The following is a 22,533-nucleotide window of genomic DNA, read 5'->3' on the forward strand; positions in this document are numbered from 1 at the left end:
AGACGGCGGGCGGGCCGCATCCGCGGCCCTTGCCTTCGCGCCATGCGCGGGCGCACCCGGCGCGGCTGATGGTCCGGGCGCGGTCGCGCTTCGCGCTCGCGGCCCAACGCATCGCCTCGGGCCGTTTTTGCTTGCCCTCAGACGGCGGGCGGGCCGCATCCGCGGCCCTTGCCTTCGCGCCATGCGCGGGCGCACCCGGCGCGGCTGATGGTCCGGGCGCGGTCGCGCTTCGCGCTCGCGGCCCAACGCATCGCCTCGGGCCGTTTCTTCTTTGCAGGCGGGTGGCGCGGCGCGCATGGGCGCATGGGCGCATGGGCGCATGGCGCGGATGATGGCTTTCGCGGCGGCGGGGTTGCGGCGAAACTGACGCCGCATGCAATCACGCCTCGCCGGGGTGGCGCTGCAACTCGCCGCGCTCGCGACCTTCGTCGCCATGGACACGATCATCAAACTGATGACCGCGTCCTTCGCCGTGCCGCAGGTGATGTGGGCGCGCTTCCTCTTCGGCTTCCTCACCGTTGCGCTGGCGCTCCGCCTGGCCACGGGCCACTTCCCCTGGCGGTCGCGCGCGCCGGGCGCGCAGACGGCGCGCAGCCTCATCCTCGCCGCCTGCAACTGGCTCTTCACCACGGCGCTGGTTCACATCCCGCTGGCCGACGCGACGGCGGTCGGCTTCGCCTCGCCACTGTTCACCGTGGCGCTCGCCGCGCTCTGGCTGCGAGAGAAGGTGGGCTGGCGGCGCTGGGTCGGCGTGGCGATCGGCCTGGTCGGCGTGCTCGTGCTGCTCCGCCCGCCCTTCCTGTTTGCCGGGGAACCGGTGCACTGGGCGATGCTGCTGCCGCTCGGCACCGCCGCGCTGTTCGCCATCTACCAGATCCTGACGCGGAAACTCGCGGCGGTGGACGACCCGCGCACCACCATCCTGCACACATCCTTCGCCGCGACGATCGTCACCTCCGCGGCCCTGCCCTTCGACTGGACCTGGCCGTCGGCCGGCGGATGGGGGGCGCTGGTGCTGCTCGGAATCCTCGGCGGCGCGGGGCACGGGCTGCTGGTGATGGCCTTCGCCCGGGCGCCGGCCAGCCTGCTCGCGCCCATGTCCTACACGCAGATGATCTGGGCCGTGCTCGCGGGCGTGCTGGTCTTCTCCGACGTGCCGGACGCCATCACGATCGCCGGCATGGTCGTGATCGCCGGCGGCGGCGTGCTCGTCGCGCTGCCGGACCGGAAGCGCGATCCGGCCGGCTGAACGCGCGAAGCGCTTGCGCCCGCGCCTCCACTGGTCTAGCGAGGCATGTTCGCGCCGGGGAGCATCGGGGCGCGCCTCGCGGTCGCTATCGTGGACCGCGCATGAGGGACAGTATGGCGGACATCCATCTGGCCAAGGGGGCCGAGGAACGTGGCCATGCGCGCGCGGCGCTCGACGCCGACAGCGTGCGTGAGGCCTATCGACGCTGGGCCGGCGTCTACGACACGGTGTTCGGCGGCGTCTCCGGCTTCGGCCGGCGCCGCGCCGTGGCCGCGGTCAATCGCCTGGCCGGGCCGCGCGTGCTGGAGGTAGGCGTGGGCACGGGCCTCGCCTTGCCGCTCTATCGCCGCGACCTCCAGGTCGTCGGCATCGACCTCTCGCGTGACATGCTCGAGAAGGCGAAGGAACGCGTGGCCGAGGAGCGGCTCGGCAATGTGCGCGGCCTGCTCGAGATGGACGCCGAGCGGATGGCCTTCGCCGACGGCTCCTTCGACGTCGCGGTCGCCATGTTCACCGCCTCCGTCGTGCCGGACGCCAAGCGGCTCTATGCCGAGATGTCGCGCGTCGTGCGCCCGGGCGGCCACCTGCTGTTCGTGAACCATTTCGCCGCCGAGGGCGGGCCGCGCTGGTGGGTGGAACGCGCCATGGCGCCGCTCTCCCGCCGCCTCGGCTGGCATCCCGACTTCGCGCTGCGCGACCTGCTCGACCCCGAGATCGCCGAGGTCGAGTCGATGGAAGCCTGCCCGCCCGCCGGCATCTTCACGCTGGTCCAGGTGCGCAACCCGCAGGGCTTCACCCAGGCCCTGGCGGCGGAATAGCCGCCGCTACGGGGCGGGGAAGTCCCGCCCCTCGAAAGCCCCGAGCATCGCGCGCAGCGAGTCCGGAATCGGCACCGGCCGGCGCGTCGCCTGGTCGGTCAGCACCCAGACGATCTCCCCGGTCGCGTGCAGCGTCTCCTGCTCCGCGCGGAAGACCGCGGGCTGAAAGGCGATGGAGGTGCGGCCGATGCGCGTGGTGCGCGCGCCGATCTCGATCTCGTCCTTGCGGCCGAGCGGCAGGCGGTATTCGACCAGCCCGCGCACCACGTGGAAATCCGCGCCCATGCGCTTCACCTCCGCCTGGTAGTCCCAGCCGGCGGCGCGGATGTAGTCCGACACCGCCTCGTCGTACCAGGTGAGGTAGTGGGCATTGAAGACGATGCCCTGGGTGTCGAGTTCCACGTAGCGCACGCGGTGCGCCAGGAAGAAGCGGAAGTCGGCGCGGGTCGGCAGGTGCTTCGCCGCGCCGTCCATCGGATCAGCCCCGCGCCGCCTTCACCGCCGCCGTCGCGGCCTGGCACATCAGCCCGACCTCGTTGGCGATCGTGACCAGCTTGAAGCCCTTCTTGATCATGCGGTTGGCATAGGCCGGCGAGCCGTTGTGCAGGCCGGCGGCGATGCCGCGCTTGCCGGTTTCCGCCAGCAGCATGTCGTAGATGGCGAGGATCTCGGGGTCCTCGACATCGAGCTTCGGCTCCTTGCCGTAGGAGAAGGAGAGGTCGGAGGGGCCGACATAGATCCCGTCGATGCCGGGCACGTCGAGGATCGCCTTGATGTTCTCGATCGCCGTCTTCGTCTCGATCATGGGGATGACGAGGATCTCGTCATTGGCGGTCTTCTGGTAGCTGCCGGAGGAGCCGTAGGCGCCGGCGCGGATCGGGCCGTTGGAGCGCGTGCCGGCCGGCGGGTACTTGCAGTACTGCACCAGCGCACGGGCCTCGTCGGGCGTGTTCACCATCGGGCAGATCACGCCCATCGCGCCGGCGTCGAGCACCTTGCCGACGATGCCGGGCTCGTTCCACGGCACGCGCACCATCGGCACCGCGCCGGAAGGCTGGATGCCCTGGAAGCAGGCGACGCAGGAGAGGTAGTCCTGCACGCCGTGCTGCATGTCGACCGTGACGCTGTCCCAGCCGCACTTCGAATACATCTCGGCGCTGAACGCGTTGGGGATGGCGAGCCACCCGTTCACCACGGCCTTGCCGGCCTTCCACGCTTCCTTGACCGCATTCGCCATGGCGCCGTTTCCTCTCGTGCTGGCTGCTATGGCAGGACGCTAGGACGAGGCCAGGGGGGCGTCAAACGCCCTGCTGGACGGGGTGCCACGCGCGCGGCACCGTGCGCGCATGACCGCCTGGACCGTCGCTTCCGAGACCGGCGCGCTGACCGACGTGCTGGTCTGCCCGCCCGACCACTACCGCTGGATCCCGACCAACGCGATCGCGAAGCGGACACTCGCCGGCGCGCAGCAGCCCTCCGCCATGGCGCTCGCCGCGCAGCATGCGGAACTGGTCCACGCGCTGCGCCAGGGTGGCGCGGCGGTGCATGTGCTGCCGCCCGAGTCACACCTGCCCTACATGGCCTATACGCGCGATTCCGCCTTCGTCACGCCCTGGGGCCCGGTGCTCTGCCAGCTCGAACGCCCGCAGCGCCGCGGCGAATACGCCGCCGTCATCGACTTCCACCAGGGCCGCTTCTGGCGGAAGTCGAGCGCGGGCACGCTCGAGGGCGGCGACGTCCACGTCATCCGGCCCGGCCTCGCCGTCATCGGCGCCTCCGGCGGGCGCACCGACCTCGCGGGCGCGGAGCAGCTGGCCGGCTGGCTGCGCGCCGAGGGGTGGGAGGCTCGGATCGAGGTCTTCGACGAGCATTTCCTCCACCTGGACGTGCTGTTCTGCATGGCGGCGCCGGGCCTCGCGGTCGCCTGCACCGACGTGCTCGACCCGGCCTTCCTCGCCTGGCTGACGGGGCACGGCATCCGCTGCATCCCGGTCCCCTACCGGGACGCGATGGCGCTGGGGTGCAACATCCTCGCTCTGGGCCGCGGACAGGTGGTCTCCGCGCAGGGCTCGGCGGCGCTGAACGCGGCGCTGCGGGCCGAAGGGCTGGTGGTGCTCGACCCGGACCTCTCGCTCTTCACCGCGGGTGGTGGCGGGCCGCATTGCCTGACCTGCCCGTTGCGGCGGGAGGAGCCGTGACGCGCATCGTTGCGATAGCGGTTGCATCACCCTAGCCTCCGCCCGTCCATTCGGGGGTGCGGGGCATGGGGACGAAGCGGCTGCTGCTTGGCGCGCTGAAGCGGCACGGGCAGCGGCGGCTGCCGCTTTCCAGCCTGATCGCGGCGGCGGCGCGCGCCTACCTCGATGGCTACGAGAACAACGACTACGACATGGCGCGGAACGGGGAGGTCGGCCTGTTGCGCCGCCTCGCGCCCCTTCGCCCGCGCCTGGTGTTCGACGTCGGCGCCAACCGTGGCGAATGGTCGCGCGCCGCGCTCGAGGCCTTTCCCGAGGCTGCGCTGCATGCCTTCGAGATCGCGCCGCCGACCGCCGCCGCCCTGGCGGGCTTCCTCGGCGCGCATCCGCGCTGCACCATCCTGCCCTACGGGCTGGGCGAGGCGGAGGGCCGCATCGCGCTCGAATTCCGCCCTGGGCTCGACGTGCTGACGACGCGGTTGCTCGACGCGGGCATCCACGCCGCGCCGGCTGAGCGGATCGAAGGCCGCATCCGCCGGGGCGACGCGCATTGCGCCGAATACGGCATCGACGCCATCGACCTGCTCAAGATCGACGTGGAGGGCGGCGAGCCCGAGGTGCTGGACGGCTTCGGCGCGATGCTCGCGGAAGGGCGGATCGGCGTGATCCAGTTCGAATACGGCATGGCGAACATCACGAGCCGCGTCCTGCTGCGGGACTTCCACGCGCGCCTCGGCGCCGCCGGCTACGAGGTCGGGAAACTCTACCCGCACGGCGTAGCCTTCGCGCCCTGGCGGCCGGAGGCCGAGGATTTCCGCGGCCCTAACCATGTCGCGGTGCATCGCAGCCGCCCCGACTGGCGCGCCGCGCTCGCTGCCTGACGGCTTGAAAAGCCGCGCGAAACATCGTTCCTGGCAGGCAGGACGCCAGCCGGGGACAGGACCGCCATGGATGCGAGCGAAGCCGTCGAAGCCGTGATCAGCGCGGCGCGCGCCTTCATGGGCGACCGGCTCAGCGTCAACCGCACCGTGCGGGAACAGCACAGCCGGGGGGAAGACACGACGCCCCCCACCCTGCCCGACGCCGTCGCCTTCGCCGAGACAACCGAGGAGGTGAGCCGCCTGCTCGCGCTGTGCCACCAGCATGGCGTGGCGGTCACACCCTTCGGCGCGGGCACCTCCCTCGAAGGCCATGTGAACCCGGTGCGCGGCGGCGTCTCGCTCGACCTGTCGCGCATGACGGCGGTGCTGGAGGTGAACGAGGAGGACATGGACTGCCTGATCGAGCCCGGCGTGACGCGCCAGGCGCTCAACGCCTTCCTGCGCGACAAGGGCATGTTCTTCCCCGTCGATCCCGGCAGCCACTGCACCATCGGCGGGATGTGCGCCACGCGCGCCTCCGGCACCAACGCGGTGCGCTACGGCACCATCCGGGAGAACGTGCTGGGGCTCGAGGTCGTGCTGGCCGATGGCCGCGTGATCGAGACCGGCGGGCGGACGCGCAAGGCGTCGAACGGCTACGACCTGACGCGGCTGTTCATCGGCAGCGAGGGCACGCTCGGCGTCATCACCAAGGTACGCCTGCGCCTGCACGGCATCCCCGAGGCGGTGAGCGCCGCCGTCTCCCAGTTCCCCACGCTGGAAGCGGCGGTCGAGACCGTCATCACCATCATGCAGACCGGCATCCCCGTCGCGCGGATCGAATTGCTCGACGACGACCAGATGGAGGCCTGCATCCGCTATTCGAAGCTCACGGGCTTCGCGGCGCAGCCGACGCTCTTCCTGGAATTCCACGGCAGCCCCGCGGCGGTGCGCGAACAGGCGGCGGTGGTGGAGGCGATCGCGCGCGACTTCGGCGCGGCCTCCTTCGCCTGGGCGACGGAAGCGGAGGAACGCAACCGGCTCTGGCAGGCGCGGCACGATGCCTACTGGGCCGCGGTTGCGCTGAAGCCCGGTCATCGCGGCATCACCACCGATGTCTGCGTGCCAATCTCACGCCTTGCCGAAGCGGTGGTCGGCGCCAAGGCGACGGCGAAGGACAGCGGCCTGACATCCTGCATCGTCGGCCATGTCGGGGACGGCAATTTCCACTGCCTGATCCTGTTCCCGGAGAACGACCCGGAGGGGCTGGAACGGGCCTGGGCGCTCGATCGCGCCATCGTCGCACAGGGGCTCGCGCTGGGCGGCACCTGTTCCGGGGAGCACGGCATCGGCCTGGGCAAGCGGGAATTCCTCGAACAGGAACACGGGGCGGAGGCGCTCGCCGTGATGCGCGGGCTCAAGGCCAGCCTCGATCCGCGCGGTATCCTCAATCCGGGGAAGATGTTCCGGAACTGACGCCTTGGACCTTCTCGGCCTCTCGGTCCTGGCACTCGCGCTCGGCCATGTGTTCTCCAACGCCGTGCGCACCATCCCCGCGCTGGCGGCGGATGTGCTGCAGCGGGACCTCGGCGTCACGGCGGAGGGGCTGGCGGCGCTGACCGGCGCCTTCCCCGCGGCCTTCGCGCTCGCGATGCTGCCGGTCGGCGTCGCCCTCGACCGCTGGGGGGTGAAGCCGACGGCGCTCGCCCTGATGGGCATCGCAGGCACCGGCGCGCTGCTCGGCGCCGTCGCGACCGGGCCATGGTCGATGCTGCTGGCGCAATGCGTGCTCGGCATCGGCTGCTCCGGGATGCTGATGTGCCCCGTCACCTTCGCGGCGAAGAACCTGCCGCCGCAGAAATTCGGCCTGTGGGGCGGCGTGATACAGGCCTTCGGCAATACGGGGATGCTGCTCTCGGCCAGCCCGCTCGCGCTGCTGGTCGAGGCCGTCGGCTGGCGGGCGGGCTACCTCGCCTGCGCGCTGCTCGCCGCCGGTGCGGCGGCCGCCGTCGCGCTGCTGGTGGGCGAAAGCCGGACGGGAATGCAGGCACGGCGGAGCCTGGCCGACGATGCGCGCGACGTCGTCGCCCTCGGCCTGTCGCGGGACATCCGCGGGCCGGTCGTCATCGCCTTCGCCTCCTTCGCCGCGGTGCTCGGCGTGCGCGGATTGTGGGGCGGGCCCTGGCTGATGGAGGAGCGCGGCCTGTCGCGCATCGAGGCCGGCAACGTTCTGCTGCTGTGCACCTTCGCGCTGATCGCGGGCCCGGCGATCGCGGGCCTGCTGGAACGGCGCTTCCAGGCATGGCGGCGCGGGCTGCTCGCCGCCGGGCATCTCGGTGGTGCCGCGGCGATCGTGGCGATGGTGGCCGCCGGCACGGCGGGGCTTCCCGTCGCGACGGACGCGCTGCTGCTGGTGGCCTTCGGGCTGGTGATCTCGCTGCAGGTGATCTGCTTTGCGCTGGTGCGTGCCGCGGTGCCGCCGGAACGCGTCGGCCGCGCGCTGTCGGCGATGAACATCTCCTTCTTCGGCGGCGCGGCGGTGTTCCAGGCAGCCTCGGGCTTCGCCGCCGCCTGGGCGGGAATCGGCGCGGCGCTGCTGGTCTTCGCCGCGGGGCTCGTCGCCTGCACGCTGCTGTTCCTGCGCCTGCCGGGGCCGCGCTGAGGACAAGCGGCGCGCCTATCCGGTGCCGGCGAGGGTCGTCATCGCTTCTTCATCGGCGCGTCATCGAAGCATCGCGGAACGCGTGGCACGCGGCGGGTCACGCCTGCCGGAGGATGCCCCGATGATCGCCCGCCGTTCCGCCCTCGCCCTGCCCGCCCTCGCGCTGCTGCCGCGCCCCGCCGCCGCGCAGGCGGATTGGCGCGCGAGCCTGCGCGAAGTCCGCTACGGCATGATCTCGGTCGAGAACGAGCGCGACGCCATCGCGCGGCTGCAGGGCGTCCAGGCCTACATGGCGCGCGAACTCCGCGTGCCCTTCCGCGTCTTCCGCGGGTCCGACTACGCGGCGGTGGTGGAGGCGATGCGATCCGGCCATGCCGAACTCGCCTATCTCGGCCCGGCCTCCTACGGCCTCGCGCGCCGCGTGATGGGGGAGCGCGTCGCGCCGATCTTCCGCTACCTCGATAACGAGGGGATGGAGGGCTACCACTCCGTCATGCTCGTGAAGGCGGACAGCCCCTTCCGGCGGCTCGAGGACCTGCGCGGCCGCTCGCTCGGCTTCAGCGACCCGAACTCGACCTCCGGCTTCCAGGTGCCGGGCTGGTTCCTCCGCCGCCAGGGCATGGATCCCGCCACCTTCTTCGCGCGCACCGGCTTCGCCGGCAGCCATGAGCAGAACGTGATGGCGGTGATCAACGGCACCTTCGACGCCGCCGTCGTCGCCTATTCGAACGAGCGCCGCAACACCTTCCAGCGCATGGTCGAGAAGGGGATGATCCCGGACGGCCAGGTGCGCGTGGTCTGGACCTCGCCGCTCATCCCGAACTCGCCGATCGTGCTGCGGATGGACCTGCCGGAGGCGTTCCGCCGCGACGTGACGGAAGCCTTCGCCGCGCTGCCGGAGCGCGACGCGCAGGCCTTCCGCGACATGTCCTCCGACGCCCGCGGCCTGGTGCCAGCGAAGCACGAGGACTACCTCGACATCATGGCGATCCTCGAGGAGAACGCGGCGCGGCGGCGCGAGCGGCGCTCCTGACCTTGGCCAGCGCTTCCGTCCTGGCCATCGAGGGGCGCTTCCGCGCGGCCCGCGCGCGGCGGCGCCTGTCGCTGGCCTTCGGCGGCGGCGCGCTGCTGGCCGCGACGATGCTGGCCGCCTGGGTGGGGGAGGTCAGCCTCGGCCGCCTCGCCCGCGGCCTGCCGCTTGCCTGGGACTATGTCGCGCGCACCCTGCCGGAGCTGCGCTGGCAGAGTCTGTCCGCCGACCTCGCCTACTGGATGTGGGGCCTGCCGGACTGGCTGCTGTTGCTCGGGGACACGCTGCTGATCGCCTATGCGGGCACCGTGCTCGGCGGTCTCGTGGCGCTGCTGCTGTCCTTCCCCGCGGCGGCGACGCTCGCGCCGACCGCGGTGGTGGCCGTGGTGCGGCGGACGCTGGAACTGGCGCGCACCGTGCCGACGCTCGTGCTCGCGCTGATGTTCGTCTACGCCTTCGGCCTCGGCCCCTTCGCAGGCGTGCTGGCGATCGCGGTGCATTCGGCCGGCGCGCTCGGCAAGCTCTTCGCCGAGGAACATGAGAATGCGGCGCCGGGCCCGGTCGAGGCGATCCGCGCCGCGGGCGGCGGCTGGGCGGCGCAGATGCGCTTCGGCGTCCTGCCGCAATCCCTGCCCGGGATGCTCAGCACCGGCCTGCTGCGCTTCGAGATCAATGTGCGGGAGGCGAGCGTGCTCGGCATCGTCGGCGCGGGCGGCATCGGGGAGGAACTCTATCTCGCCGTGCGGCAATTCGAGTACCAGGACATCTCCGCGATCCTGGTGCTGATCCTCGCCACCGTCGCGGCGATCGACCTGGTGTGCGGCACACTGCGCCGCCGGGTGATCGGGGCATGAGGCGCATCCCGGCGCCGCCGTTGCTCTTCGCCGCCGGCGCGCTGCTGCTGGGCGCGGCACTCTGGCGCGTGGACGCGACGCCGGCGCGCATCTGGGAAGGCCTGTCGCGGCTCGGCTGGCTGCTCGTGCTGATGTGGCCGCCGAGTCCGGGCGGGGCGCTGCCGGACCTGCTGCAGGGCCTGGCCGAGAGCATGGCCATGGCCTTCCTCGGCACGCTGCTCGCGGCGCTGGCCGCGCTGCCGCTCGCGCTGCTCGGCGCGGGCAATGTGGTGGGCAGCGCGCTGCTGCGCTTCAGCGCGCGCCGCGTCTATGACGGGCTGCGCGGCATCGACACGCTGGTCTGGGCGCTGATCTTCGTCTCGGCGGTGGGCATGGGGCCCTTCGCCGGCATCCTCGCCCTCGCAGTGCCGGATACGGGAACGCTGGCGAAACTGTTCAGCGAGGCGCTGGAAGGGGCCGACCGCCGCCAGGTGGAGGCGGTCCGCGCCGCCGGTGCCGGGCGCAGCCTCGCGGTCCGGCTTGGCCTGCTGCCGCAGGTCGCGCCCGTCATGCTCTCCCAGATCCTCTACACCTTCGAGTCCAACACGCGGTCGGCGACCATCCTCGGCGTGGTGGGGGCGGGCGGGATCGGGCTGGCGCTGTCCGACCGCATCCGCATCAACAACTGGGACGAGGCCGCCTTCATCGTGCTGATGATCCTGCTGATGGTCGCCGCGATCGACCGGCTGAGCCGGCTGGCCCGGCTGCGCCTGATCCGGCCCTGAGGCTTCGCGCGGGCCGGGTTCCGCGCTAGCGTCTGGTGCCATGATCCGCAGCATCCTCGTCGCTCTCGACGACACGCCGGGCGCCGTCGCGGCGCGCGACCTCTCCATCGCCCTCGCCCGCCGGACCGGCGCGGCGCTGACGGCGGCGACCGTGCTCGACTGGCCGCATGCGATGGACGCGCATGAGGCGGTGCCGCCCGGTGCCGCCGCCTTCAAGGAGCGGCGCGACGCCGCGCGCGCGCGGCGGCTGGAGGAGGAGGCCGAGGCCGCCTTCGCCGCCTGCACGACGGCCGCCGGCGATGTCGGCTTCAACCGACTGCGCCTGACCGACGCGCCGGAGCCCGCGCTGCTCGCCGCCGGCGCCGCGCACGACCTTGTCGTGATCGGCCGCGACTCGACGCTCGGGCTGGAGGACTGCCCTGACGGGCTGGCGCCGGTGATCGAGGCGCTGCTGCATGACGGCGCGCGGCCGCTGCTTGTCGTCCCGCCCGCCGCGGCGCCGGCGGAAGGGGGCGTGCTGGTGGGCTATGACGGGTCGATCCCGGCGATGCGCGCGCTGCAGCTCTTCGCGCTGCTGGGGCTCGCGGAAGGCGCGGCCACGAAGGTGCTCTCACTGGACGAGGACGCGGGCGCCGCCGCGCGCATGGCCGGCGAAGGCGCGGCCTATCTGCGGAGCCACGGCATCGCCGCCGAGGCGCTGCCGATCACCGGGACGCATCCGGTCGATGCGCTGGTGACCGAGGCGACCGCGATGCGCGCGCGCATGCTCGTCATGGGCGCCTATGAACATTCGGGGCTGCGCACGCTGTTCACCGGATCGGCGACGCAGAAGCTGCTGCGCGCGGCACCCTGCCCGGTCTTCGTCGCGCATTAATCTCCTTGCGCCGAAGCGCGGCGCGCTGGACGACTTCTTGCCCGATGCGCGCCGATGCGCGCCATGATCTTGCGAAGCCGCGCGGTGCATGCACGACGTCGTCGCTGCATCATGCGCGTCGTGGCCGCGCCGTAACATGACAAGACTTGCGCCGGCGGACGATCTCGTCACATGACGGGATGTCCCTGCACGAGGTGATCGATCGATGCGGCTTGCGGCCGGCCTGTTGACGCTGCTTCTCGCGGTCGCCGCGCCGGCGTCGGCGCAGTTCGGGCCGCAGGGCCCGCCCGCCGTGGGCGTCATGCCGGCCGAACGCCGCCCCGTCACGGAGACGACGGAATTCGTCGGCCGCGTCGAGGCGACGGACCGCGTCAACATCCGCGCGCGCGTCACCGGCTTCCTGCAGGAAAGGCTGTTCCGCGAGGGCGGTGACGTGGCCGCCGGCGACGTGCTCTATCGCATCGAACGCGCGCCCTTCGAGGCGCAGCTCGAACAGGCGGAAGCCAGCCTCGCCGGCGCGACCGCGACGGTGGAGAATGCGCGCGTCGCCCTCGCCCGCGCGCGCGAATTGCGGCAAACCGGCGCGGGCACGCAGGTCGCGCTCGACAATGCGCAGGCGCTGGAACGCACCGCCGCGGCCAATGTGCTGGCGGCGCAGGCGGCGGTGCGGGTCGCGCAGATCAACCTCGGCTACACCGAGATCGCCGCGCCGATCTCCGGGCAGATCGGGCGATCGAACCTGGCGCCCGGCAATGTGGTGGGGCCGGATGCCGGCACGCTCGCGACCATCGTCAGCCAGGACCCGATGCGCGTCGCCTTCGCGGTCAGCCAGCGCACCGCGCTCGAGCTGCGCAACCGCTTCGAAGGCCGCGGCGGGCCGGCGGCGGTGCTGGTGCGTATCCGCACCGCCGATGGCCGCGCCTATCCCGAGCCCGGCCGCATCGATTTCGTGGACAACCAGATCGACCGCAACACCGACACGATCCTGGTGCGCGCGCTGATCCCGAATCCCGTGCGCCGCGCCAATGGCGGCACCACGCCGGTCACGCCGCGGGAACTGATCGACGGCCAGTTCGTCTCGGTCAGCGTGGAGGGCGCGGAGCCGGTCATGGCCATCACCCTGCCGCGCGCGGCCGTGCTGCAGGACCAGCAGGGATCCTTCGTCTTCGTGGTGGGCGAAGGCAACCGCGCGGAACGGCGCAATGTCCGCCTCGGGCGGTCCACCGGCGCCGAGACGGCGGTGATCGAGGATGGCCTCGCGGGCGGCGAGACCGTCGTGGTCGAAGGACTGCAGCGCGTGCGCCCCGGCCAGCCGGTGAACCCCGCGCCGGCCACGCCGCGCGCGCCCCCCGGCAGGGGCTGACCGCGCGTGTTCTCCGCCGTCTTCGTCGACCGCCCCCGGCTCGCGATGGTCATCGCCATCGTGACCGCCCTTGCCGGGCTGATGGCGATGATCCGCCTGCCCGTCTCCCAGTTGCCGGACATCGTGCCGCCGCAGGTCTCGGTCACCACGCGCTTCCCCGGCGCCTCGGCCGCCGTGGTGGAACAGACCGTCGCGCAGGTGATCGAGGCCTCGGTCAACGGTGTCGACCGCATGATCTACATGCGATCGAACAGCGCCAATGACGGCTCCTACAGCCTCAACATCTCCTTCGCCCTCGGCACCAACCCGGACATCGCGACGGTCAACGTCAACAACCGGGTGCAGGCCGCGCTCGCCAGGCTGCCACAGGAAGTGCAGCGGCAGGGTGTGACCGTCCGCAAGCAATCCTCGGCCATCCTGCAATTCGTTTTCCTCTATTCGGAAAGCGGGGAGCACACGCCGCTCTTCCTGTCGAACTACGTCACCATCAACATCCTCGACCGGCTCGCGCGCGTGCAGGGCGTGGGGCAGGTCACGCTGTTCGGCGGCATGGACTATTCCATGCGCATCTGGTTCGAGGTCGATCGCCTGATCAGCCTGAACCTGACGCCGTCGGACGTGGTCGCGGCGATCCAGGCGCAGAACGTGCAGGCGCCGGTGGGCCGCATCGGCGCGCGGCCGATCCCGGACGAGCAGCAGTTCCAGATCAACCTGGAGACGCGCGGGCGCCTCACCTCGCCCGAGGAATTCGGCGACATCCTGATCCGCGCCAATCCGGACGGGTCGAGCCTGCGGGTGCGCGACGTCGCCCGCGTCGAACTCGGCGCGGCCAGCATGGACACGGAAAGCCGCTTCAACGGCCGCCCCGCCGTGACCTTCGGCGTCTACCTGGCACCCGGCGCCAATGCGGTGTCCGCCGCGGCCGCCGTGCGCGCGACGCTGGCCGAGATGCGCACGCGCTACCCCTCGGGCGTGAACCACCAGGTCTTCTTCGACACCTCGGATTTCGTGACGGACACGATCCGGGAGGTGATCAAGACCCTGCTGGAAGCCTTCCTGCTGGTCGTGGTGGTGGTCTTCCTGTTCCTGGGGAACCTGCGCGCCACCGTCATCCCGACCATCGCCGTGCCGGTCAGCCTGATCGGCACCTTCATCGTCCTGCTTGCGCTCGGCTATTCGGCGAACACCATCTCGCTCCTCGCCATGGTGCTCGCCATCGGCATCGTGGTCGACGACGCCATCGTCGTGGTCGAGAATGTCGAGCGCGTGATGTCGGAGGAACCCGACCTCACCCCCGCCGAGGCGACCAAGAAGGCGATGGCGCAGATCACCGCGCCGATCATCGCCATCACCCTCGTGCTGCTCTCTGTCTTCGTCCCCATCGGCTTCATCCCCGGCCTGTCGGGCGAGTTGTTCCGCCAGTTCGCGGTGACGATCAGCGCGGCGATGGTGATCAGCGCGATCAACGCGCTGACGCTCTCGCCCGCGCTCTGCGCGATGTTCCTGCGTGCCCATCACGGGCCGCGCGGCGGGCTGATGGGGCGCTGGCTGCGCGGCATCGACTGGACGCGCGACCGCTATGCGGGGACTGTCTCGCGGCTCGTGCGGGTCTCCTCCCTGTCGATCCTGCTGACCGCGGGCTTCGCCGCGGGCATCTGGCAGCTCTCGCTGCGCACGCCCTCGGGCTTCCTGCCGCAGGAGGACCAAGGCGCCTTCTTCGTTCAGGTGCAGTTGCCGCAGGGTGCCTCCGTCGCCCGCACGCGGGAGGCAGTGCTCCAGGTGGAGGAGATCCTGCGCCAGATCCCCTCGGTGCAGGGCACGCTCGCCATCGTCGGCTTCTCGCTGATCGACGGCGGCGCGCAGTCCAATTCCGCCTTCCTCGTCGGGCGGCTCAAGCCCTTCGCGGAGCGCACCACGCCCGAGATGTCGGTCCAGGCCGCGATCGGCCGCGTCTTCGGCGCGGGGCAGGCGGTGCGCACGGCGAATGTCTTCGCCTTCAACCTGCCGCCCATCATCGGCCTGGGGACCGGCGGCGGCTTCGAGTACATCCTGCAGGACTATGAGGGCCGGCCGCCGGCGGAACTCGGCGCGACCATGCTCGGGCTGATCGTGCAGGCGAACCAGGACCCGCGGCTTGCCGCCGTCTTCTCCACCTTCAACGCGACCAACCCGACGCTGTTCCTCGATGTGGACCGCGACAAGGCGCAGGCGCTGGGCCTTCGCATCTCCGAGGTGTTCCAGGCGCTGCAGGCGACGCTCGGCGGCTTCTACGTCAACGACTTCAACCTGTTCGGCCGCACCTGGCAGGTGAATCTGCAAGCCGAGGCGGCGGACCGCGACGACATCGAGGACATCTGGCGCATCCATGTCCGCAATTCGCGCGGGGAGATGGTGCCGCTGCGCGCCATCGCGGAAACCCGCCCGCGCGTCGGGCCGCAGACCATCTTCCGCTACAACAACTACCGGGCCATCTCGATCCAGGGCGCGCCACGGCCGGGTGTCTCCTCCGGCGACGGCCTCGCGGCGATGGAGGACCTGTCCCGGCGCATCCTGCCGACCGGCTATGGCTACGAATGGACCGGCACCGCCTTCCAGGAAAAGCAGGCGGCAGGGCAGACGATCTTCATCCTCGCCCTCGCGGTCGCCTTCGCGTACCTGTTCCTGGTCGCGCTGTACGAATCCTGGGTGATCCCGATCCCGGTGCTGCTCTCGGTCGCGGTCGGCGTGCTGGGTGCCTTCCTGGCCCTGCTGGTGGCGAAGATGCCGCTCGACATCTATGCCCAGATCGGCCTCGTCGTGCTGATCGCGCTCGCCGCCAAGAACGGCATCCTCATCGTGGAATTCGCCAAGGAGAAGCGGGAGGAAGGGCTGTCCATCCGCGACGCCGCCATCATGGGCGCGCGGCTGCGCTTCCGCGCGGTGATGATGACCTCCATCGCCTTCGTGCTGGGCCTGGTGCCGCTGGTCTTTGCCGAAGGTGCGGCGATGATGTCCCGCCGCGCGGTCGGGACGGCGGTGTTCGGGGGGATGCTGGCCGCGGCCCTCATCGGCATCTTCGTGATCCCGATGCTGTACGTCGTGTTCCAGTCCATCCGGGAGAAGTCCAAGGCCGTCTTCCGCCGCGCCCCCTGACCCCCCTTCCCATCCGTGCCCCGCATCGCAGATGATATGGGCGAAGCATCGTTCGGGGAGCGTCAGCATGGCGAAGTTCGGCCTCAGCCAGTCCATCCGCCGGGTGGAGGATCCGCGCCTGCTCAAGGGCGATGGCCGCTACACGGCCGACATCGCGGTCGCGGGGCAGGCCCAGGGGGTGGTGCTGCGCAGCCCGCATGCCCATGCGCGGATCGCCTCCATCTCTACCACCGCCGCCGCCGCGATGCCGGGCGTGCTCGGGGTTTACACCGCGGCCGACCTGAAGGCGGAGGGGATCGGGCCGCTGCCTTGCCTGATCCCGCTGAAGTCGGTGGATGGCACGCCGGTCTCCGCCACGCCACGCCCGGCACTCGCCGAGGACATGGTCCGCCATGTCGGCGACCCGGTCGCCTTCGTGGTGGCGGAAACCGCCGCCGCCGCGCGCGACGCAGCCGAGGCCATCGATGTCGAGTACGAGATCCTGCCCTCCGCGACCGACCTCGCCACCGCCTGGCAGCCGGGCCAGCCGCAGATCTGGGCGAGCGCGCCCAACAACACCTGCTTCGACTGGCATGCCGGCGACAAGGCGAAGGCCGAGGAGCTCTTCGCCAAGGCCGCGCATGTGACGCGCCTGACGGTGGTGAACAACCGCGTCGTCGTCGCCAGCATGGAAGCGCGCGCGGCCGTGGCCGACTACGACACGGCGAAGAAGCACTGGACGCTGTCCACCAACACCCAGGGTTCCTGGCTGGTGCGCAACCTCCTCGCCGACAACGTGTTCAAGGTGCCGAAGGAAAGCTTCCGCGTCGTCACGCCCGATGTCGGCGGCGGCTTCGGCATGAAGCTCTTCCTCTATGCCGAGCATGTCCTGGTCTGCTTCGCCGCCCGCCGGCTCGGCCGCGCGGTGAAGTGGACCTCGGAGCGCACGGAAGCCTTCCAGTCCGACACGCATGGGCGCGACAACATCACGGTGGGCGAGCTCGCGCTCGACACGGACGGCACCTTCCTCGCGCTGCGCACCAAGAACTGGGCGAATATGGGCGCCTACCTCAACACCTTCGCGCCCTTCATCCCGACCGGGGCGGGGACGAAGGTGCTGGCCTCCGTCTACGGCTTCCAGGCGATCCACGCGCAGGTGATCGGCGTGATGACGAACACCGTGCCGGTGGACGCCTATCGCGGCGCCGGCCGACCGGAGAGCAACTACCTGGTCGAGCGCCTGATCGACACCGCGGCGCGCGACATGGGCATGGACCGGATCGAGATCCGCCGGCGCAACATGGTCCCGGCATCGGCCATGCCCTACGTCTCGGCGATGGGCCAGCGCTACGATTCCGGCGAGTTCGCCAAGCTGATGGACACGGCGCTCGGCAAGATCGACTGGGCGGGGTTCGAGGCGCGGCGGGCGGAAGCCGCGAAGCGCGGCAGGAAGCGCGGCATCGGCCTCGCCTACTACCTGGAAGCCACGGGTGGCGGGCCGACCGAGAATGCCGCGGTGAAGTTCGCCGATGACGGCTATGTCGACGTCTATGTCGGCACCCAGTCCACCGGCCAGGGCCACGAGACCGCCTACGCCATGCTGACGAGCCATGAGCTCGGCATTCCCGTCGAGCGCATCCGCGTGAAGCAGGGCGATTCCGACACGCTGCCCGATGGCGGCGGCACGGGCGGGGCACGCAGCCTCTACTCCGAAGGCCAGGCGATCCTCGTCACCACCGCCTCAGTGGTCGAGAAGGGCAAGAAGGCGGCCTCCGAACACCTGGAAGCCTCGGTCGCGGACATCGAGTTCGCGCCGGGCGAAGGGCGCTTCGCGGTCGTCGGCACCGACCGCGGCGTCGGCATCATCGAGCTCGCCGGCATCCAGCGGAAGAAGGCCGCCGCGGGACAGGAGGTCACGCTGCTCGACGCGCAGGAGACCGCCGACATCAAGTCCCACACCTTCCCCAATGGCTGCCACGTGGCCGAGGTTGAGGTGGACCCGGAGACGGGCACCGTCGCCATCCCGCGCTACATCGTGGTGGACGATGTGGGCCATGCGCTGAACCCGCTGATCGTGCGCGGCCAGGTGCATGGCGGCGTCACGCAGGGCATCGGCCAGGCGCTGATGGAGCGCACCGTCTTCGACCCGGAGAGCGGCCAGATGCTGTCGGGGTCCTTCATGGACTACGCGCTGCCGCGCGCGGACGACCTGCCGGACATCGACGTCGACCTGATCGAGGTGCCCTGCGAGACCAACCCGCTCGGCGTGAAGGGCGCGGGCGAGGCCGGCGCGGTGGGCTCCCCGCCGGCAGTGATCAACGCGCTGGTGGATGCGCTGGGCGGGAAGGTGGTGGACATGCCGGCGACGCCGGAGGCGGTGTGGAAGGCTTTGTCGGCGGCTTGAAGCGGGCGGGGGAGGAGAACCTCCCCCGCTCCCCCTCCCTTTTTTGTCTGTTGGGGACTGACGGCGGGCGTCGTTCCTCAGCCGTGCGTCGGCCTGCCGCGCTCCCCGCACGCCCAGCCATGCGCATGCACCAGCCCGTCGTCGTGATCGTGCCCCGGTGCGGGGATCACCCGCGGCAGCGGGCGGCGCGTCGGCTCGGTCGCCCAGCGATGGCCATGGACCAGCCCGTCATCGTGGTGCCGTTCGTTGCTCATGGATCGTCTCCCCTGTTTCAGTGAGCCGGCGCGAACTGCGCCGCCTCGGTGGAATGGGCCATCGCGGTGGTGCTCGCCTGGCCGCCGGATGCGGCCATGGCCACCGCATCGAAGTAGGACACGCCGACCTCGCGCTGGTGGCGCACGGCGGTGAAGCCTTCGCTCTCGGCGGCGAATTCCGCCTGCTGCAATTCGCTGTAGGCGCCCATGCCGCGTTCGGCGTAGCCGCGCGCCAGCTTGAACATGGACAGGTTCAGGCTGTGGAAGCCGGCCAGCGTGACGAACTGGAAGCGGTAGCCCATGGCGCCAATCTCGCGCTGGAAGCGCGCCGCGGCCTCGACGCCCATCTTCCGCTGCCAGTTGAAGCTGGGCGAGCAGTTGTAGGCGAGCATCTTGCCCGGGAATTCGCGGTGGATCGCTTCGGCGAAGTCGCGCGCATCCTGCAGGTCCGGGTCCGATGTCTCCCACCACAGCAGGTCGGCATAGGGCGCGTAGGCGAGCGACCGCGCGATCGCATACTGCTTGCCCATGCCGGGGCGGATGCGGAAGAAGCCTTCGGCCGTGCGCTCGCCCGAGATGAAGGGCCGGTCGCGCTCATCCACATCGGCCGTCAGCAGCTGCGCGCTCTCGGCATCGGTGCGGCAGAGCAGCACGGTCGGCACGCCTTCCACATCGGCCGCGAGCCGCGCCGCGTTCAGCGTGCGGATATGCTGGCTGATCGGCACCAGCACCTTGCCGCCAAGATGGCCGCACTTCTTCTCGGATGCCAGCTGGTCCTCGAAATGCACGCCGGCCGCACCGGCTTCGATCATGGCGCGCATCAGCTCATAGGCGTTGAGCGCGCCGCCGAAGCCGGCTTCGGCGTCGGCGACGATCGGCGCCATGTAGTGCGTGCGGTCATCCGCCTTGCCGTCGATCCGCTCCATCGTCGCGATCTGGTCCGCGCGGCGGAGCGAGGCGTTGATGCGGCTGACGACCTTGGGCACGGAATCGACGGGGTAGAGCGATTGGTCCGGGTACATCTGCCCCGCGCTGTTCGCATCCGCCGCCACCTGCCAGCCCGACAGGTAGATCGCCTTCAGCCCGGCCTTGACCTGCTGCAACGCCTGCATGCCGGTCAGCGCGCCGAGCGTGTTCACGAAGGGCTCGGTCTTCAGCAGGTGCCACAGCCGCCGCGCGCCGGACTCGGCGAGCGTGTGGCGCACGCGGAAGGACCCGGCGAGGCGGGCGACATCGGCCTGGCTGTAGTCGCGGCGGATGCCGGCGAAGCGCTCCGGGTCCTGGGGCGGCATGCCGCTGCCGGAACCGTCGGGGGCGAAGCAGGGAGAGGAATTGGGGCGCATGGGGCTGGTGAACTCCAGGCCGGACCGTCCGGCGCCCGTGAATAATTCACATTGCGCAGCCCCGAATCACCAGCGATCCTGCATCCGACGCCGCAACGAGGTGCAGTTCCACACCTCCGGCGCCCGGAATTTGTGAAGGGTGTAAAGAATGGCCCGCCCGCTGATCGGCCGCACCATCCGTCGCCTGCGCGCCGAGCGCGGGATGACGCAGCAGGCGCTTGCCGCGCGGCTCGGCATCTCCGCCTCCTACCTCAACCTGATCGAACACGATCAGCGCGCGGTCACGGCGAGCCTGCTGATCAAGCTGACGGAAACACTCGGCGTCGAGCTCGCGGTGCTCTCGGGCAGCGCGGAGCGGCAGCTGGAATCCGGGCTGCGCGAAGTGCTGTCGGACCCGATGCTGGGGCTCGAGGAGATCCCGGAGCAGGAGGTCGCGACCCTCGCCGCCTCCGCGCCCAACGCGGCGCGCGCCATGCTCGCGCTCTATCGCGCCTGGCGCGTGGCGCGGGAGGATTCCTCGGGGCTCGCCCTGCCCACCGGCCGGCGCATCCTGCTGCCGACGGAGGAGACGCGCGACTTCTTCCACGACCGCGCGAACCACTTCGCGACACTCGAACAAGCGGCGGAATCGATCGGGCGCGAACTCGGCGCGCGCCCGGCCGAGATGAACCACGCCATCGCCGAAAGGCTGCGCCGCGAACACGGGCTGACGGTCGCGGTCGGCCCTCTGGAGGGCGCGATGCGCCGGCACGACGCCGCGGCGCGCATGCTGCATCTGTCGGAATCCCTGCCGCGCGAATCCCGTGGCTTCCAGATGGCCTTCACCCTGATGCTGCTGGAGGCGCGGGAGGCGGTGGAAGCGGCGATGGCCGGCGCGGAACCCTCCACGCCGGAAGCGGCGCAGATGATGCGCATCGGCCTGCTGAACTACGCCGCCGGTGCGCTGCTCATGCCCTACGCGCCCTACCTCGCCGCAGCACGCGACCTGCGCCACGACATCGAGGCGCTGGCGGCGCGCTTCGGCGTGTCCTTCGAGCAGGCTGCACAGCGACTCTCCACCCTGCAGCGGGAGGGCGCGCGCGGCGTGCCCTTCTTCTTCCTGCGCGTCGATCCGGCGGGCAATGTCGGCAAACGCTTCTCGGCCGCCGGTTTCCCCTTCGCCCGATTCGGCGGATCCTGCCCGCGCTGGGTGGTGCACGAGGCCTTCGCCACGCCGGGCCGAATCCGCGTTCAGGTGGCGCGCCTGCCTGATGGCGCGACCTTCCTCACGGTCGCGCGCACCGTGCAGGGGCCGGCGGCGCATTGGGGGGAACCGCCCCCGGTGCATGTGGTGGCGATGGGCTGCGACATCTCTCGCGCGCCGGACCTGGTCTATGCCGATGGGCTCGACCTCGATGCCGCGGCGGTCGGGATCGGACTTTCGTGCCGCCTCTGCGACCGCGCCGAATGCCGCTCCCGCGCCTTCCCGCCGCTCGAGCACCGGCTGGTGCTGGACCCGTCCGTGGAAGGGGCCGCGCCCTATCGCTTCGAGACCGGCGGCGCCGGCCGAGCGGCCAGCCCGTCCCCAGCCCCGGCCATGGCGACGGCACGTCCGCGGCGCCGCCAGACCTGAAGAAAACTGTGCGCGCGATCAACGAATATCGCGCCCCCGCCCGCCGCCCCTGGCGCAATCGCGCCGGCAATGGCACCACGGCATCCAAGCAGGACGAGGAAGACCCATGTCCCGGAGCCTTCGCGTCGCGGTCCAGATGGACCCGATCGAATCCATCAACATCGACGGCGATTCCACCTTCGCGCTCATGCTCGAGGCGCAGGCCCGCGGCCATCGCCTCTGGCACTACCATGTGCGCGACCTCGCGCTGCGCGGCGGGCGCGTCACCGCCTGGGCGAAGCCGATCGAGGTGCGCCGCGAGCATGGCCGCCACTTCACCCTGGGCGCGGAGGAGGCGCTCGACCTCGGCGAGGGCGCCGACGTGGTGCTGATGCGCCAGGACCCGCCCTTCGACATGGCCTACATCACGGCCACGCACATCCTCGAGCACATCCATCCGCGCACGCTCGTGGTGAACGATCCGGCCCAGGTCCGCAACGCGCCGGAGAAGCTGTTCGTCACGCATTTCCCCGAGCTGATGCCCATCACGATGGTCACCGCCGACCGGCGGCGCATCGCCCAGTTCCGCAGCGAGCACGGTGACATCATCATCAAGCCGCTGTTCGGCAATGGCGGCGCGGGCGTGTTCCACCTCCGCCCGGACGATCCGAACATGAACTCGCTGGTGGAGATGTTCACCGAACGGTCTCGCGAGCCGCTGATGATCCAGAAATACGTCCCCGCGGTGCGGGAGGGCGACAAGCGCATCATCCTCGTCGATGGCGTCGCGATGGGGGCGATCAACCGCGTGCCCGCGGCCGGGGAGGCGCGGTCCAACATGCATGTCGGCGGCCGACCGGAACCCACGACGCTGACGGAACGCGAGCGCGAGATCTGCGCGGCGATCGGGCCCGAACTCAAGAACCGCGGGATGATCTTCGTGGGCATCGACGTGATCGGCGGCTTCCTGACCGAGATCAACGTCACTTCGCCCACCGGGCTGCAGGAGATCGCGCGCTTCGACGGAGTGCATCTGGAACGTGCGATCTGGGATGCGATCGAGGGGAAGGTTGGGGGAGGGTGAACCTCCCCCAAACCCCCTCCCTTCCTTGCCGTTTGGGAACTGATTTCGAGGGTCGGTTCCCAGGTGACAAAGAAGGT

At 70.9% G+C, this 22,533-nt stretch carries 19 protein-coding genes; 15 read left to right on the plus strand and 4 right to left on the minus strand.

Annotated features, from left to right (window positions below):
- The first annotated feature begins 373 nt into the window (after window positions 1-373).
- Window positions 374-1,249: a DMT family transporter gene (locus HW577_RS06685; protein ID WP_198375356.1), complete on the plus strand. Its 876-nt coding sequence runs from the start codon at window positions 374-376 to the stop codon at window positions 1,247-1,249.
- Window positions 1,250-1,362: 113 nt separating this feature from the next.
- Entirely contained in the window at window positions 1,363-2,067 is a 705-nt protein-coding gene (locus tag HW577_RS06690) for a class I SAM-dependent methyltransferase (protein ID WP_232474729.1), read from the plus strand.
- Window positions 2,068-2,073: 6 nt separating this feature from the next.
- Here HW577_RS06690 and HW577_RS06695 read toward each other — a convergent pair whose 3' ends face one another.
- Window positions 2,074-2,541: an acyl-CoA thioesterase gene (locus HW577_RS06695; protein ID WP_198375358.1), complete on the minus strand. Its 468-nt coding sequence runs from the start codon at window positions 2,539-2,541 to the stop codon at window positions 2,074-2,076.
- A gap of 4 nt (window positions 2,542-2,545) precedes the next feature.
- On the minus strand, window positions 2,546-3,304 hold the full coding sequence (locus tag HW577_RS06700) for an HpcH/HpaI aldolase family protein (RefSeq protein WP_198375359.1): 759 nt from the start codon (window positions 3,302-3,304) through the stop codon (window positions 2,546-2,548).
- Window positions 3,305-3,413: 109 nt separating this feature from the next.
- Between HW577_RS06700 and HW577_RS06705 the strand changes: the two genes are divergently transcribed.
- From HW577_RS06705 to HW577_RS06755, 11 genes are all read left to right on the plus strand, one after another.
- Window positions 3,414-4,265 (plus strand): dimethylarginine dimethylaminohydrolase family protein, encoded by an 852-nt coding sequence (locus HW577_RS06705; protein WP_198375360.1) that lies wholly within the window; start codon window positions 3,414-3,416, stop codon window positions 4,263-4,265.
- Between the two features lie 65 nt (window positions 4,266-4,330).
- Window positions 4,331-5,143, plus strand: a complete 813-nt coding sequence (locus HW577_RS06710) for an FkbM family methyltransferase (protein WP_198375361.1) — start codon at window positions 4,331-4,333, stop codon at window positions 5,141-5,143.
- 66 nt (window positions 5,144-5,209) lie between these two features.
- Complete coding sequence (locus tag HW577_RS06715) at window positions 5,210-6,598, plus strand: FAD-binding oxidoreductase (protein WP_198375362.1); 1,389 nt, start codon at window positions 5,210-5,212, stop codon at window positions 6,596-6,598.
- Window positions 6,599-6,602: 4 nt separating this feature from the next.
- Entirely contained in the window at window positions 6,603-7,784 is a 1,182-nt protein-coding gene (locus HW577_RS06720) for an MFS transporter (RefSeq protein ID WP_198375363.1), read from the plus strand.
- Between the two features lie 121 nt (window positions 7,785-7,905).
- The gene (phnD, locus tag HW577_RS06725; protein ID WP_198375364.1) at window positions 7,906-8,817 is read left to right on the plus strand and encodes a phosphate/phosphite/phosphonate ABC transporter substrate-binding protein; all 912 of its coding nucleotides are present in this window, start codon (window positions 7,906-7,908) and stop codon (window positions 8,815-8,817) included.
- A 2-nt stretch (window positions 8,818-8,819) separates the two neighbouring features.
- Entirely contained in the window at window positions 8,820-9,668 is an 849-nt protein-coding gene (phnE, locus tag HW577_RS06730) for a phosphonate ABC transporter, permease protein PhnE (protein WP_232474730.1), read from the plus strand.
- Window positions 9,665-10,432: a phosphonate ABC transporter, permease protein PhnE gene (gene phnE / locus HW577_RS06735; RefSeq protein ID WP_198375365.1), complete on the plus strand. Its 768-nt coding sequence runs from the start codon at window positions 9,665-9,667 to the stop codon at window positions 10,430-10,432. The genes phnE (HW577_RS06730) and phnE (HW577_RS06735) overlap by 4 nt, the downstream gene beginning before the upstream one ends.
- Before the next feature lie 40 nt (window positions 10,433-10,472).
- Window positions 10,473-11,306, plus strand: coding sequence for a universal stress protein (locus HW577_RS06740; protein ID WP_198375366.1), 834 nt, complete (start codon window positions 10,473-10,475; stop codon window positions 11,304-11,306).
- A gap of 205 nt (window positions 11,307-11,511) precedes the next feature.
- Window positions 11,512-12,669 (plus strand): efflux RND transporter periplasmic adaptor subunit, encoded by a 1,158-nt coding sequence (locus HW577_RS06745; RefSeq protein WP_198375367.1) that lies wholly within the window; start codon window positions 11,512-11,514, stop codon window positions 12,667-12,669.
- Between the two features lie 6 nt (window positions 12,670-12,675).
- Window positions 12,676-15,801 (plus strand): efflux RND transporter permease subunit, encoded by a 3,126-nt coding sequence (locus HW577_RS06750; RefSeq protein WP_198375368.1) that lies wholly within the window; start codon window positions 12,676-12,678, stop codon window positions 15,799-15,801.
- 67 nt (window positions 15,802-15,868) lie between these two features.
- Window positions 15,869-18,184 carry a xanthine dehydrogenase family protein molybdopterin-binding subunit gene (locus HW577_RS06755; protein ID WP_198375369.1) on the plus strand — a complete coding sequence of 772 codons (2,316 nt, stop codon included), beginning with the start codon at window positions 15,869-15,871 and terminating at the stop codon, window positions 18,182-18,184.
- Between the two features lie 77 nt (window positions 18,185-18,261).
- Here HW577_RS06755 and HW577_RS06760 read toward each other — a convergent pair whose 3' ends face one another.
- Window positions 18,262-18,438 carry a hypothetical protein gene (locus HW577_RS06760; RefSeq protein WP_198375370.1) on the minus strand — a complete coding sequence of 59 codons (177 nt, stop codon included), beginning with the start codon at window positions 18,436-18,438 and terminating at the stop codon, window positions 18,262-18,264.
- A gap of 17 nt (window positions 18,439-18,455) precedes the next feature.
- Window positions 18,456-19,730, minus strand: a complete 1,275-nt coding sequence (aceA, locus tag HW577_RS06765; RefSeq protein WP_232474732.1) for an isocitrate lyase — start codon at window positions 19,728-19,730, stop codon at window positions 18,456-18,458.
- A 199-nt stretch (window positions 19,731-19,929) separates the two neighbouring features.
- On the opposite strand from aceA, the gene HW577_RS06770 reads away from it, so the two are divergent.
- Both HW577_RS06770 and gshB read left to right on the plus strand, forming a co-directional pair.
- Complete coding sequence (locus HW577_RS06770) at window positions 19,930-21,393, plus strand: helix-turn-helix domain-containing protein (protein WP_198375372.1); 1,464 nt, start codon at window positions 19,930-19,932, stop codon at window positions 21,391-21,393.
- 106 nt (window positions 21,394-21,499) lie between these two features.
- Window positions 21,500-22,456 carry a glutathione synthase gene (gene gshB, locus HW577_RS06775; RefSeq protein ID WP_198375373.1) on the plus strand — a complete coding sequence of 319 codons (957 nt, stop codon included), beginning with the start codon at window positions 21,500-21,502 and terminating at the stop codon, window positions 22,454-22,456.
- Window positions 22,457-22,533: the final 77 nt, after the last annotated feature.

Origin of the sequence: Neoroseomonas rubea, assembly GCF_016106015.1 — a bacterium.
GTDB lineage: Bacteria > Pseudomonadota > Alphaproteobacteria > Acetobacterales > Acetobacteraceae > Neoroseomonas > Neoroseomonas rubea.